Annotated in this window: 11 protein-coding genes; 5 read left to right on the top strand and 6 right to left on the bottom strand. The window is 40.2% G+C overall.

Features of this window, described 5'->3' with window-relative positions; genetic code table 11:
• Positions 1 to 49 precede the first annotated feature (49 nt).
• Complete coding sequence (locus I6J02_RS03360) at positions 50 to 1,750, top strand: amino acid permease (RefSeq protein WP_201680456.1); 1,701 nt, start codon at positions 50 to 52, stop codon at positions 1,748 to 1,750.
• Between the two features lie 38 nt (positions 1,751 to 1,788).
• Here I6J02_RS03360 and I6J02_RS03355 read toward each other — a convergent pair whose 3' ends face one another.
• Positions 1,789 to 3,732, bottom strand: a complete 1,944-nt coding sequence (locus I6J02_RS03355) for a KUP/HAK/KT family potassium transporter (protein WP_201680455.1) — start codon at positions 3,730 to 3,732, stop codon at positions 1,789 to 1,791.
• A gap of 250 nt (positions 3,733 to 3,982) precedes the next feature.
• Here I6J02_RS03355 and I6J02_RS03350 point away from each other — a divergent pair, with 250 nt between their 5' ends.
• Positions 3,983 to 4,489: a T9SS type A sorting domain-containing protein gene (locus I6J02_RS03350; protein WP_201680453.1), complete on the top strand. Its 507-nt coding sequence runs from the start codon at positions 3,983 to 3,985 to the stop codon at positions 4,487 to 4,489.
• A 73-nt stretch (positions 4,490 to 4,562) separates the two neighbouring features.
• Here the strand turns inward: I6J02_RS03350 and ispG are convergent, their stop codons facing one another.
• Positions 4,563 to 6,581, bottom strand: a complete 2,019-nt coding sequence (ispG, locus tag I6J02_RS03345; RefSeq protein WP_201680451.1) for a (E)-4-hydroxy-3-methylbut-2-enyl-diphosphate synthase — start codon at positions 6,579 to 6,581, stop codon at positions 4,563 to 4,565.
• A gap of 45 nt (positions 6,582 to 6,626) precedes the next feature.
• Positions 6,627 to 7,574 (bottom strand): LiaI-LiaF-like domain-containing protein, encoded by a 948-nt coding sequence (locus I6J02_RS03340; RefSeq protein WP_201680449.1) that lies wholly within the window; start codon positions 7,572 to 7,574, stop codon positions 6,627 to 6,629.
• 293 nt (positions 7,575 to 7,867) lie between these two features.
• Here I6J02_RS03340 and I6J02_RS03335 point away from each other — a divergent pair, with 293 nt between their 5' ends.
• The 3 genes from I6J02_RS03335 to I6J02_RS03325 are packed head-to-tail and all read left to right on the top strand — an operon-like array spanning position 7,868 to position 10,333.
• The gene (locus I6J02_RS03335; RefSeq protein WP_002992825.1) at positions 7,868 to 8,602 is read left to right on the top strand and encodes an MlaE family ABC transporter permease; all 735 of its coding nucleotides are present in this window, start codon (positions 7,868 to 7,870) and stop codon (positions 8,600 to 8,602) included.
• Between the two features lie 5 nt (positions 8,603 to 8,607).
• Complete coding sequence (locus tag I6J02_RS03330; RefSeq protein WP_115170483.1) at positions 8,608 to 9,372, top strand: ABC transporter ATP-binding protein; 765 nt, start codon at positions 8,608 to 8,610, stop codon at positions 9,370 to 9,372.
• Positions 9,373 to 9,424: 52 nt separating this feature from the next.
• Entirely contained in the window at positions 9,425 to 10,333 is a 909-nt protein-coding gene (locus I6J02_RS03325) for a class I SAM-dependent methyltransferase (protein WP_201680446.1), read from the top strand.
• A gap of 77 nt (positions 10,334 to 10,410) precedes the next feature.
• On the opposite strand, the gene I6J02_RS03320 is transcribed toward I6J02_RS03325, so the two are convergent.
• The 3 genes from I6J02_RS03320 to I6J02_RS03310 form a co-directional block, all read right to left on the bottom strand.
• Positions 10,411 to 12,195 carry a hypothetical protein gene (locus I6J02_RS03320; protein WP_201680444.1) on the bottom strand — a complete coding sequence of 595 codons (1,785 nt, stop codon included), beginning with the start codon at positions 12,193 to 12,195 and terminating at the stop codon, positions 10,411 to 10,413.
• Positions 12,196 to 12,296: 101 nt separating this feature from the next.
• Positions 12,297 to 13,139: a formyltetrahydrofolate deformylase gene (gene purU / locus I6J02_RS03315; RefSeq protein WP_201680442.1), complete on the bottom strand. Its 843-nt coding sequence runs from the start codon at positions 13,137 to 13,139 to the stop codon at positions 12,297 to 12,299.
• A 26-nt stretch (positions 13,140 to 13,165) separates the two neighbouring features.
• The gene (locus I6J02_RS03310; RefSeq protein ID WP_201680440.1) at positions 13,166 to 15,019 is read right to left on the bottom strand and encodes a DNA topoisomerase IV subunit B; all 1,854 of its coding nucleotides are present in this window, start codon (positions 15,017 to 15,019) and stop codon (positions 13,166 to 13,168) included.
• Positions 15,020 to 15,028: the final 9 nt, after the last annotated feature.

The following is a 15,028-nucleotide window of genomic DNA, read 5'->3' as shown; positions in this document are numbered from 1 at the left end:
TAAACTTATAAAGTAACCTGAGGTTACCATCTTAAAATTTACAGACAGTATGGGAAATCAACTTTTCAGAAAGAAAAGCATAGATCAGATTATTAGTGATTCTGAACATGGAGGTTCGGGATTATCCAAGATCCTTGGTATCAGGGATCTTGTTTCATTAGGAATAGCTGCGATTGTAGGGGCAGGTATTTTCAGTACAATCGGACTGGCCAGTTTCAATGGCGGACCTGCGGTTTCGCTTCTTTTTGTTTTTGTGGCTTTTGCCTGTGTTTTTACAGCACTTTCGTATGCACAGTTTGCGAGTACCGTTCCGGTCTCGGGAAGTGCTTACACTTATGCCTATGTTGCCTTTGGTGAATTGTTTGCCTGGATTATAGGTTGGGCTCTGGTACTTGAATATGCGGTATCCAATATGGTTGTCGCCATATCATGGTCCCAATATTTTGTGTCCATGCTGGAAGGCTTTGGTGTCCATGTGCCGCGGTGGCTCTCTATGGCACCAGCCTATGCAATCGAAGCAAACCAGAAAATGCTGGATGTGGGAGTTGATAAACTGACTGGTATTGATAAGCTGGCATTGGAAGCGTATGAAACTGCGCCTCGTATCGGAGATATTCCGATTATCTTTGACCTTCCTGCAGGTATCATCACTTTCCTTGTGACTATACTTGTGTATGTAGGAATCAAAGAATCAAAACGGGCCAGCAATATTATGGTCATGATCAAGGTCGGAATTATACTGGCTGTGATCTTTGGAGGATTATTTTTTGTCAAACCGGAAAACTGGACTCCGTTTGCGCCAAATGGATTGGGAGGAGTTATGAGTAGTGTCGCTGCGGTTTTCTTTGCATTTATAGGATTTGACTCCATTTCTACCACAGCAGAAGAGTGTAAAAATCCACAACGGGATTTACCGAGAGCAATGATATACTGTTTGTTGATCTGTACGGTACTTTATGTCGCTATTGCTTTAGTCCTTACCGGAATGGTCAATTATACCGAACTGAATGTAAAAGATCCGCTTGCTTATGTATTTCAATATGTAGGATTCGATCATATGGCCGGGATTATCTCTGTCACTTCCGTGATCGCCATCACAAGTGCTCTTTTGGTATATCAGCTGGCGCAACCGAGAATATGGATGACGATGAGCCGTGACGGACTTTTGTGGAAGAAATTTGCGACTATTCACCCTAAATATAAGACACCGTCATATGCTACAGTTGTGACAGGAATTGTCGTCGCTGTACCCTCTTTGTTTTTTAAAATGGATTTCTTTGTTGACCTGACCAGTGTAGGGACATTCTTTGCCTTTATTCTGGTCTGTGCAGGCGTGCTTTATATGGATCATTCAGGGCTTTCGAAAAAATCAAAATTCAGAGTTCCTTATGTAAACGGGAAATATCTTGTAGGTCTGGGTTTCCTGATTGCGATGGTCTTGTTATTTGTATATGGGCAGGATACAATCACCGAATGGAAATCTATGTCTGCACTTTATATACTGGAGCATAAATCTTTGGTTATTATTTTCTGGTTAGTGTGGATCGGTATGAGTTTTTACGCATTCCGGTTGAACTTCTCTTTACTGCCTACTACAGGTATTCTGATCAATCTGTATCTGATGACTGAACTTGGAGCCAGTAACTGGATTATTTTTATACTGTGGTTAGTGGCCGGATTGATCATCTACTTTATGTATGGTTACCGGCATTCCCGATTGAATAAAGAAGCAAAAGCAATAACTGAATAAAAAAACTAAGGGCCTCCGATTCGGAGGCCCTTAGTTTTTTAGTTGATACGATTGATAACAACTTCATGTGTCCTTGGTATGCTGAGCGGTACACGTTCTATCGTCACAAAACTTGCATCCAGACCAAATCCTTTTTCTTCGGACAGACTGAATTTCTTGAGAATTTTATAGATCTCGAAGATAATACGTTCGTGCCATTTCAGATCATTGGTTTTGGATAACACTTTTTCCAGAATAACAAATCTGAAATCTCCGGGTATTTTATATTTTTTCAACGAATCATACTGACTTACAATATCGATCTCATTTCGCTGTACCATCTCTTCCACTACTTTTCTAAAGAGCAGACTGATGCGTTGTTCTTCCCTGAATCCCAGTTTAAAGTCTATGCGGATCAATTTGCCCGGAATGATCTGTTCTACTGTATATTCCCGCGTATGTGGATTATCCATCACATCTACGTGTACCAGCCAGTAGACATCTGCTTTCTTAGGCTTTTTATTGATCATAGAGTAAATGATCTTGTATTCTATCTCATTCCTGTTGTTTGCACTGGTCAGATAGACCAATTGTGATGCAAAAGTAGGAATAGTAGGATCTTTACTCATTTCTGAAATGATATCATTATAATCCCTGATATTAACAAATTTGACAAAGCGGTTTTTGATTTTTCGGGCATTGTACCAGGCATACATAACAGCTATAAGCGCCAGTGATAAGACGAGCGTCAACCAGCCTCCGTGTGCAATTTTTACAGAGTTACCTGCCAGGAATCCAAACTCGATAAAGAAATAGAAGCCTACAAATAAGAAGATCAGATACTTGTTTACGCGTTTCCATCTCAGGAAGAATCCCATAAGAATGGTCGTTGTGATAAATGTTGCATTGATGGCCAGACCATATGCAGCCTCCATATTGCTGGATTCCCTGAATACAGCAATAATCAGCATACATCCCAACCATAATATCAGATTGATGGATGGCACATATAATTGTCCTTTATGATCACTGGGATAGCGGATGGTGACTTTTGGCCAGATATTAAGGCGCACAGCCTCAGAGATCAGTGTAAATGATCCTGATATCATTGCCTGACTGGCAATAATAGCTGCAATGGTCGCAATAACAACACCATAACCCAGAAACCATTCCGGCATAATCGCGTAAAATGGATTTTTTTCACCAATCTGAGTCCCTGAATGTGCCAGCAACCAGGCTCCTTGTCCGAAGTAATTAAGTAATAAACATATTTTTACAAGTATCCAGCTTATTCTGATGTTAGCTTTTCCGCAATGTCCCATATCCGAGTAGAGTGCCTCAGCTCCTGTAGTACACAGAAATACTCCTCCAATAATAAACAACGCATTTGGTGTGCTTACTATTAATTTGAAAGCATAATAAGGGTTGATTGCTTTTAGCACCTGTGGAGCTTCATCAATGTAGCTTATTCCCAGTATCCCTATGGTCAAAAACCAGGTAAGCATAAGAGGTCCGAATACCTTTCCTACAATGGAAGTCCCGAAACGCTGAATAAGAAAGAGTCCTGAAATAATCACGATTACGATAGGTACCGTCTGAATAGTAGGATTGTTGATGGCCAGACCTTCTATTGCTGATGATATGGTAATCGCCGGCGTCAACATACCGTCGGCTAAAAGTGTGGAAGCTCCGATAATGGCCGGAATGATAAGCCACTTGGCCTGCCTCTTGACAAGAGAGTAGAGCGACAGGATACCTCCTTCACCATTGTTGTCCGCATTCAGCGCAATCAGTACATACTTAACAGTAGTTTGAAGGGTAATAGTCCATACGACACAGGATAATCCCCCGAGGACGAGGTCTGGTTCGATAGTTCCTTTGTTAATAATAGCTTTGAATACATAGAGCGGGGAAGTTCCGATATCTCCAAAGATAATTCCTAAGCTAATCAGTAAGCCGCCGAGGCTTAACTTTTGAACGTCGCTTGCGTTTTTTGTTGACATTCTAAATAAATTTAATGACTAAATCTTCAATTTTTCGCCTGTTAATCAGTATTCTTGATAACAGAATTGAACTGCCAAAGTTTGGTTTTTTTTGTGACAACGTCAAGAGTTGTTAAAAATTGTTAAAGCCATTAAAAATCGTCTGATTAATTAACGATCAGATAAAAAAAAATCTATTTTTGTATGAAGATAATTGAGAAAAAGGTTTATATTTGATTAAACCAATTAACAATACAACTGTCTCAGACATATGATGAAATTTTTTACTAAGATACACATTATTAAAACCCTTACGAACGCACTTGTGCTTATGGCAAGTCTGAGCTTTGCTTGGGGTTCCAATATGGTATTGGCGAGTGATAGTTCATCAAAAAAAATGGGCCATATGTATATGGCATCCAACGCCTCAAAGGCTGCTAAATATTTCAATAACGAATCTTCATACGACTTTGGTATGTCAGCAGCGAAAATTTTTTCTGCAGCAGAGTCTGACAAACTGATCAATAATGTAAAAGTATTCTACAATCCTATTGCTGAACAGGTAACTGTATCATTCAAATTGGGCAAACAGAATACGGTTTCCATAAAGGTAATGGATGCATTGGGGAATGAAGTATTGGGACTGATGAACAATACACTTGAGGCCGGCAATCAGAATCTTGCATTTGAAACCAATGGCAAATTATCCTCTGGCTTTTACTTTGTAAGAGTTGTAGCAGGAACGGAAACAGTCATTAAACGTATATCAGTCAGATAACGATCTGATTTTAGAAATAAGATATCAAGATATATAATAAAAAAGCGGGACTTCAAAATGAAGTCCCGCTTTTTTATACTGTAGTTTCTTGTTCTTCGATCCAAAGACCGTCGCCTTTGATAATATCGATAAGTTCATCAAGAGCATTTGCTGAGCTTACATTTTTCTTGACCACTTCCTTACCACGATAGAGCGTAATTTTGTCCGGGCCAGCACCAACATAGCCGTAGTCAGCATCTGCCATCTCACCGGGACCGTTGACGATACAACCCATGATGGCGATCTTCAACCCTTTAAGATGATTCGTTCGTGCACGGATCATCTGGGTGGTATCCTGTAAATCAAATAAAGTCCGTCCACAGCTTGGACAAGAGATATATTCTGTTTTGGATATACGTGATCGGGTAGCCTGCAGGATTCCAAAGGATAAGGAAACCAGCTTGTCAAGAGGTGTTGCGGGCGAATCCACCCATATTCCGGAACCTAGTTTGTCAATAAGTAAGGCACCAAGATCTGTCGCCGCATAGAGCTGAATCTTGGAAATAGGTTCTTCCGGATTCATAATATCCCCAATGGGGCCTGAAAATTCTTCTACCGGATAGGATCTTTTTATAATAACAGGGTTATCGAGTCCTATTTCCTGAAGATTGGAGAAAAACTGACGCTGATCTGCCATCCCGTGAATATGATCCGTTTCCAGGATAAATACAACAGTATTATCGATGGCTGAATTACCAAAAATTTCGGAATCCAGGTCATTATTTTTTATATAGATCAGATTGAGTACAGGATCTTTGCGGGATGCTGCATTAAATTGTTCCAGATCAAAAACAGGATGTATGTTAGTGGGATTAGCAATCGTTAACCAGGTATTGTAATTATAAAGCTGCTTCAGATTGCCAGGCATGGTAAAAGAAGGTAGCTGATCTCCCAGAAATACAAAATCTACCGATTGTTCTCCCATATGATACTTGTCATTGAGGATATCATAGCGATATCCCGTAGCCGTCAGTATATTCGGGTCTTTCAGGTTAGACGTGGAAATATCAACAATGACACGTGGAACGAGAGAACCACCGATAAAAGTGTTGATTTCTCTGGATTCGTAAGCTACTGTTTCGGAAGAAGGATTAAGCTGTATTATTTCCCGACTTTGTGTAGTTGCTTGCTGCAACATTTTAGACCGTTTGCTGTAACGGTTTACGAGAGCTATAGCTACCGGAGCTTCTTTTTCGGGTTCTTCGGTTAATGATACACGTACCGTATCGCCCAGGCCATCCTCTAATAATGTACCGATACCAACAGCCGATTTGATACGTCCGTCTTCTCCGTCTCCGGCTTCCGTGACACCCAGATGGAGTGGATAGTTCATATTCTCGATGACCATCTTCTCAACCAGCATACGATATGCCTGTACCATTACCTGCGGATTACTGGATTTCATCGAAATGGTCAGGTTGTAAAAATTAAGATCTTCGCAGATACGGATAAATTCCAGTGCAGATTCCACCATTCCCTCGGGAGTATCTCCATAGTGGCTCATGATACGGTCAGACAGCGAACCATGATTCGTGCCTATACGCATAGCTGTACCATATTCTTTACAGATATTGACTAAAGGAGCAAACTTTTTATAGATACGGTCTAGCTCAGCCTGATATTCATCTGCAGAATAAGAAAGCTGATCGAATTTCTTCTTATCCGCATAATTACCGGGGTTGATCCGTACTTTTTCTACGATTCTTGCCGCTACTTCTGCTGCATTGGGTGTAAAATGGATATCCGCAACGAGAGGGACATTATAGCCTCTGTTACGGAGTTCTTTTTTAATATTTGCAAGATTTTCGGCTTCTTTTATACTTGGAGCAGTAATACGGACATATTCACAACCGGCGTCTACCATGCGGATAGTCTGCTCTACAGAGCCCATCGTGTCCATGGTATCTATAGTGGTCATACTTTGGATACGTATAGGATTGTTTCCTCCCATAGGTATATCTCCGATATTCACTTCCCTGGTTACCCAGCGGCTGTAATCTGTTTTAGAATTACAATATCCTCCGGGTAAGCTCAATAAATTACTTGTATCCATATTTACCACAAAGTTATGGATTCTGAAGTAATAATTTCGTAAGATTTAGTATTGAATAATCTTGAAAGAGGTAACACCTGCATCAATTACAATGTTGTATTTTGAAGTTGCCTGTGGATAATTAGCTGTTTCACTGATACCGTCACCTTTTCTCACAAAACCGCTACCCAGTTCAATAGAAGATAGCCCACTGTCTGAAGTAACCTGACAAGGTACATCTTTAGGGATTCGGATTTCGACAGAAGATGCTCCTGCATCTATATTGATCGTGGAGGTTTCTACAGGTCTTCCTAGTTTCATATTTACAGAGCTCGCTCCTGTGTCAAAATTGATGTTTCTGATTTTAAAAGGAGAGAGGTCCATCTGTACGTCTGAAGCTCCGATATCAAAGTTGAGATCCCAGACCACATCTTTATTCAATTTGAATAATGTTGTATTATTTTTACTGCGTCCTTTTTTTCTCTTTTTTCCTGTTAAATCAACCGTTGCTGTGCCATCTTCCGCTGAGTCTGATGTGAGTTTAAGAAAATAAGAGTCCGAAGAATTTCCTGCTTCAAATAATAAGCTGCTCGGCTGACTAGATAATTTCAGATTAGTAGTGCCTATATCAAAGTTTGCCTTAGCTACGGAGAGGTTTTTAGGAAGTTGGATGGCGAGGCTCTTACTTGATGAGGAAGGAATTGAATCTTCTAACTCATCTGTACTGATATGAATATTAGATCCTTTGAAAAATCTGGAAATCAGGCTTTCATTTGGAGTCGTAAAACCGATAAATACCAGAAATCCTAATAGCAGACAGGTAAACCCTAATTTGGCGATCTGTCCGGATTGGCCATTAGGCATAAGCATATTAATACCACCTAAGATAATCAATAATGGCCAGTAACGAATGATTTCAAGCCAGTTGAACTCAATGATGTCCAGGACATCAAGAAGCAATATAATCCCCACAAAAAGAAAGATAAGTCCTGAGGTAATTCTTTTATTGTTCATTATGTTTATATGTTATGTTGTCGATTCTAATTGTTTAACTGAATCAAAATTAAAGTGAAGATGATAAAAAAAACAATGTAATTAGGTTATTTCCTGCATTTATTCGGTAAATGTCTTAAATCTGTCGGTGAAAAATTAATATTCAGGTCTGTAACAGGAATGCCCTTTCAGTGTAACAGGTTTTTGTGGGATTATGCCTATATTCGTTTATATTTTGATATAGCAGGGCAACAGGGTATACGAATCCTTCAACAGGAGGCGTTTTATAGCAAATAATGTACTAAAGGAAATATATGTTAATTTATCATATCGGAAAATACATTTTACTTTTAAAATCAGTTTTTAAAAAACCCGAGAAGGGAAAGATCTATTGGAAGGAAACCATGTTTGCAATGACTGATATCGGACTTGGTTCGTTAGGTCTGATTGTGATCATATCAACCTTTATAGGGGCTGTAATGACCATGCAGATTGCCTTCCAGCTGGTGTCCGATCTGATTCCGAATTCGATTATCGGACAAATCAACCGTGATTCCAATATTCTGGAATTAGGACCCACAATCTCAGCGTTGGTCTTGATGGGTAAAGTAGGTTCATCTATTTCTTCACAGATTGGCTCCATGCGTGTCACAGAGCAGATCGATGCATTGGAAATTATGGGGATCAATGCTCCGGGTTATCTGATTCTGCCTAAGATACTGGCTGGTATTACGATGATTCCTGCTTTAGTTATTGTTGCGATTTTCTGTGCGATATTGGGCGGACTTTTAGGAGGTGCATTATCCGGTGCAGTTAGCACGGCCGATTATATACAGGGTATTCAGGGTAGTTTTAATGGATTTACAGTATCCGTTGCGATGGTTAAGGCTGTAGTCTTTGGATTTATTATTACCTCAGTGCCTGCTTATAAAGGTTTCTATGTGAGCGGAGGTGCTCTGGAAGTAGGCGAGGCAGGTACGCAGGCCGTAGTGATTGGCTGTATTACTATACTGGCTAGTGATTATTTGATCACAGCTTTAATGTTGTAAGGAAGATGATTGAAATTCAGAATATTCATAAAGCATTTGGTGAGAAAGAAGTATTAAAAGGAATAGATGCTATTTTCGAACCGGGAAAAGTAAGTTTGATCATTGGTGGTTCCGGTTCCGGAAAAAGTACATTACTCAAATGTATAGTTGGACTGCATAATCCGGAACAGGGGCGTGTGTTTTTTGATAAACAGGAATTTACCAAGATGAGTTTTGAAGAGCGCGTGCCTATCCGTAAAGAAATAGGTATGCTTTTTCAGAATTCAGCGCTTTTTGACTCCATGACAGTAGAACAGAATCTGATGTTTTCATTGGATATGTTTACGGAGATGTCAAAAAGTGAAAAAATAGACCGTGCCAATTTTTGTCTGGAAAGAGTCAATCTGAAGGGAACTAATAAATTGTTTCCGGCAGAACTGTCTGGGGGTATGAAAAAGCGGGTTGGGATTGCCAGAGCAATCAGTATGGGACCTAAATACCTTTTCTGCGATGAACCCAACTCCGGCCTTGATCCTGAAACGTCTATTCTGATCGATGAATTGATTCAGGATCTGACCCAGGAATACCAGTGTACAACTGTTGTCGTGACGCATGATATGAATTCGGTAATGGGTATAGGCGAATATATTCTGTATTTGTATAAAGGTGAAAAATTCTGGGAAGGTACCAATCAGGATATTCTTCAGTCAGACGTCAAGGAGTTGAATGATTTTGTATTTGCAAGTCCGCTGATGCAGGCAGCCCGCAAAACGATGAAGCATGATGGTTAATGATCTTCGTGTTATAGTTTTGAATGATTAACCGTATCTTTGCTGCAAATTTTTGATTTTGAAAAATACTGAAATACAATTACTGACTCCTCAGCATTGGAAGGATTATGAACTCATCGATTGTGGTGATTTTGAAAAACTGGAGCGTTTTGGTCATCTGGTACTGATCCGTCCGGAACCTCAGGCCGTATGGCCTAAGACACTTTCTGATGCCGAGTGGACAAAAAGATATGATATTCGTTTTAAAGGTCGTTCTGCAACTTCCGGAGATTGGGTGAAAAAAAATCCGAAAGCGCAGGATCGCTGGCATATCGAATATAAGAATAAAGATGCTGCAATTAAATTCAGACTGGGGCTTACCTCTTTCAAACATGTTGGTATTTTTCCGGAACAAGCTGTTAACTGGGATTATATCTCCGAATCTGTACGCTCTTTTAAGACTGATAAACCTAAAGTGTTGAATCTGTTTGCATATACTGGTGGTGCATCATTGATTGCAAAAGCTGCGGGTGCAGATACTACGCACGTAGATTCTATCAAGCAGGTGGTGACCTGGGCTAATGAAAATCAGGAAATTTCAGGTCTCGATAATATCCGCTGGGTGGTAGAGGATGCTCTTAAATTTGTAAAGCGGGAACTTAAACGCGGAAATACATATAATGGTATTATTCTGGATCCGCCGGCTTACGGACACGGTCCGAAAGGGGAGAAGTGGAAACTGGAAGACCATATCATGGAAATGATGAAGGATGTGGTACAGCTACTTGATCCAAAAGAACATTTCCTGATTTTGAATACCTATTCTTTAGGTTTTTCTTCTGTTATTGTGGAAAATCTGATCAGAACTGCTTTTCCGAAAGTAGAGAATCTGGAAATCGGAGAACTCTACCTGCAAGCTACAGCAGGCCCTAAATTACCGTTAGGTGTATTTGGTAAATTCAGAAAAATAGCTAAAGACTAAGTGTTTATCATTGTATGCAGCGATGGTGTCATAAATCGCTGCATACAAATACATACTTTTTGAAACTCAGATTGTATTTAACTAAAGGACAGATTCTCAAGCTCCTGTTCGATCTCATCCAGCTGACCCGCAAATGCAGCCAATTCCGAAACCTTGAACGCCGTTAAATCTTTTATTAAAGCCCTGTAGTAGTTGATGCCCTCCTTTAACTGAGTCTTGAATTTATCCAGATATTTTAACTTTTTGTCCTCCATATCCAGCTTATTCACATCTATGTATTTCCGGATATGATCCATGTAGAGTCTAAGCTCATTGATAAAGAGAATGGGACGTTCAGCGGATTGAATCAGATTGTCACGACCATAAATATGATTGACCATCTGATCTAATGAAAATATACCTTTGAACCAAAAAGTATTCGGTCCGGGGCAAATAGCGACAGCGGCTGACTCTTTAGGCTTAAGGATATCATACTTTAAATATGCAGGAGTTGCAAGACCTTCACACAGACATGTTTTTGCTGTAATATCCTGGAATGCGCGTTCGTATGCTTCAGTTGTCAATTCCTGCTGATCAAGCTCCTTTAATTTCATGTGCTGATATTCACGGGAAGCTGTACAGATCGGTTGTGTAGTGTATGCCGTATTGGAAACGAGATACCTTTTCTTACATGGACTACCGGGACGACCTTTTTCAATCCGCTGTATCCGAAGTTTTTCGGCAGAACTTTGCCGGAAATTGTTGAACGGGACACCGAGAGGTGAAGATCCGCTGATGTAAAAATCATCTGCTTTGGATCTGACCAGAGCCTCCAGTGTGTCATCATCTACTGTAGTGGCATCAGGAACCAATAAAAAGGGTGATCCCCATCCAACAGCATCAAATTCATAATGACTCAATAAAAACTGATGTTCTGCAGCTGTACCCACCCCTCCCTGTACTGTATACCTGATATGTGGCGGTTGTTTGCAAATGATATTCTTTGCCTCCCAGTATTTGCGATACGTCTCAAATAACTCTTCTTTTAATTGTTGCTTTTTGTCTTTAAATTCAGCCAGTATGGGACCAAGTAGATAGCCATCTGTTGCAAAAGCATGTCCTCCGCAATTTAATCCGGATTCTACTCTGAACTCTGATACCCACAATCCTTTTTTTGCTAAAAATCTGGCTTGTATCATTGCCGATCGAAAGTCACTTACTTTGAGCGTAATCTTTTTCTCAAAATCCTGTCCCTCCTTTGGCTGGAAGACTTCCAGTTCAGACAAATAGCTATACAGACGGGGGTTCATACCTGCTGATAATACAACAGAAGAATGGAGATCTGAATTGGCAAAACCACGTAACGCTGCCAGAGCATCTGCATATTTTTCATCTAAAGCTTCACCATTAGGAGCATAATTGATCTTATCTACTTTAGACATGATATTGACGTCGATATCTCCAGGCTGAATACAGGAATGCAATTGTAGAGACAGTTGGTTTCTGGTCTTATCATCTGTTTCTTTCAGCATCTGATCGTACTGAGCCTTTATAGGATTATTATCCGGGAGAAGATTAAAGTAACGGGCAACTTCAGAATTGGCTTCCATTAGCTGGGCCCGCATGCCAGCCGTCTGTTCCCTGACAAGTTGTTTTACCAGATTAAGGTATGCTGTAATACGTTTTGCTCTAAAATCCTGATCTTTTTTAGTAATAGGAAGAAAGTCTATATTATTCAGTTTGCTGTAATATGCCCGGATACGTTCTATGAGTTCATCATCCACAATAGAAATTACAGATGAAATACCGTATCTGGCAACCTTGAGCGGAGAATCAATAGAAAAGGCCAATCCCAGTACAGGAATGTGAAAGGAGTGCGTCATTATTCAGTTCTTATTTCGATACGAAATAAGGGATAATTATGCAGGTAAAAAGTAACTGGGTTGCTTAGTAAATAGTGATGTTGGTCATATTTCTCCTGTCCCTATTCAAAAACAACTGTTTTATTGCGATCCAGCATCACTCGATCTTCCAGTAGCAGCCGGATTGTTCTGGCCAGTACAGCTTTTTCGATTTCTTTACCTGCAGTCATCATATCCTGTACAGTATAGGTATGGTTGACTCTTCTGGTATCCTGTACGATAATAGGTCCTTCATCCAGGTCATCTGTTACATAATGTGCCGTTGCACCTATGATCTTCACGCCTCTGGTATGTGCCTGCCGATAGGGATTAGCTCCTATGAAAGCGGGAAGAAAGGAATGGTGAATATTGATGATTTTACCTTGATACTGCTGTACAAATGTCGGGGACAGAATTCGCATAAATTTGGCCAGGATAATATAATCAAACTCGTATTGATCAATTTGTACAGTCAATTGGCGCTCAAACTCCTCTTTACTTAAATTTTCATGTGAAACATGGTGATAGGGGATATCAAATTTTCGGGTGAATTCTTCCAGATCACTATAATTACCTATTACAGCCTGAATATCCGTGTCCCAGGTTTCGAAATGATGGCGAATCAGAATATCGGCCAGACAGTGATGCTCTTTGGTGACCAGTATGATTAATTTTTTTCGCTCTGACGGATTGATTTTTATGCTGGCATTATCCGGAAGACTTTGTTTTAAAGCAGTAAATAATTCTTCTGTATTTTCGAGTATTCCTGTACAGACAACACGAACGAAAAACTTACCGGCTTCTTCATCCACAAATTCGCGCATCGTGACGATATTCAACCGGTACTTTGCCAGTGCATTAGCTATTTTTGCAACTAATCCAACGTCGTCCTGACATTGGATTAGAATCAATATGGGTTTAGTCATTAAGGTTAGGTTCGATTAGGACTTTACTATACTGCTTCTTTTGTCAACTCAGCTTCCAGATCAACTTCTACACGAAGATTGTTGACAATATGTTTCTGTCTGTCCGGCGTATTTTTTCCCATATAATATTCCAGCAATTGCTGAATTTTATTGTCTTTGGTTAGGATGACCGGATCCAGACGGATATCCTTACCTATAAACAAACCGAATTCGGATGGAGAGATTTCTCCCAAACCTTTGAAACGTGTTATTTCAGGTTTCGCCCCTAATTTTGCAATAGCCCGTTGGCGTTCTTCATCCGAATAGCAATATATCGTTTCCTTTTTATTCCGTACACGGAACAGCGGAGTCTGTAGAATGGCTACATGTCCGGCTTTGACAAGATCAGGGAAGAATTGCAGAAAGAAGGTCAGCAAGAGAAGGCGGATGTGCATACCGTCGACATCGGCATCTGTAGCAATAACAATATTATTGTAGCGAAGGCCGTCCAGACCATCTTCAATATTTAGAGCGTGCTGTAAGAGGTTAAATTCTTCATTTTCATAGACAATCTTTTTAGACATGCCATACGAATTTAAAGGTTTACCTTTCAGACTGAATACAGCCTGGGTCTGTACATCACGTGATTTGGTAATGGATCCGCTGGCTGAATCTCCCTCTGTAATAAAAAGGGTAGTCTCCTGATTGCGTTCATTTTTGTCCGAAAAGTGCACCTTGCAATCTCTGAGTTTGCGATTGTGTAACGAGGCTTTCTTTGCACGTTCATTTGCCAGTTTCTTGATTCCGGCAATATCTTTACGCTCCCGTTCGGATTGCAGGATCCTTTTTAATAAAGCATCTGCTGTATCCGAATTGCGGTGTAAGTAATCATCCAACGCTTTTTTCAGGAAGTCATTGATAAATGTACGTACAGTCGGACCATCGGGACCAATGCTTTGAGATCCTAATTTTGTCTTTGTCTGCGATTCGAAAACAGGCTCCTGAACTTTTATAGCAATCGCTCCGATGATAGAGGAACGAACATCGGCAGCATCGAAATCTTTTTTGTAAAATTCACGGATCGTTTTTACCAAAGCTTCTCTGAATGCGGCCTGATGAGTACCTCCCTGTGTCGTATGCTGACCATTGACAAAAGAGTAATACTCCTCTCCATATTGCTGGCCGTGTGTCAGCGCTATTTCTATATCTTCACCCTTCAGATGTATAATAGGGTAGCGCATAGATTCTGTATCTATATTGCGCTCTAAGAGATCTTTAAGTCCATTTTCAGAGATGAATTTCTGACCGTTAAAATTGATAACCAGTCCTGAATTCAGAAAGACATAATTCCAGATCATATTTTCTACAAATTCCATACGGTATTTGTAGTTTCTGAAGATACTGTCATCCGGATAGAAGGAAACTGCAGTACCATTTCGTTGAGTGGTCTCTTTCTTTTCATCAGTGACCAACTCGCCTTTGCTGAATTGAGCTATCCGTGTTTCACCCTGACGGTAAGATTGTACTGTGAATTGTGTGGATAGCGCATTTACTGCCTTAGTACCAACTCCGTTTAATCCTACAGATTTCTGAAAGGCTTTACTGTCATATTTACCTCCGGTATTGATCTTTGATACTACGTCCACTACTGATCCGATAGGAATACCACGACCATAGTCTCTAACAGATACCTTGTTTTCATTGACCGATATGTCAATGATCTTACCTGCTCCCATTACAAATTCATCGATAGAGTTATCCACTACCTCTTTGAGTAGTACATAGATACCATCATCATACGCTGATCCATCTCCCAATTTACCGATATACATTCCGGGACGTAGACGGATGTGTTCCTTCCAGTCCAGGGATCGTATGCTGTCTTCGTTATATGTAGTCATAAGGTCTTG

This window comes from Sphingobacterium spiritivorum (assembly GCF_016725325.1).
Lineage (GTDB): Bacteria > Bacteroidota > Bacteroidia > Sphingobacteriales > Sphingobacteriaceae > Sphingobacterium.
This window is presented reverse-complemented; position numbering and strand designations above follow the sequence as displayed.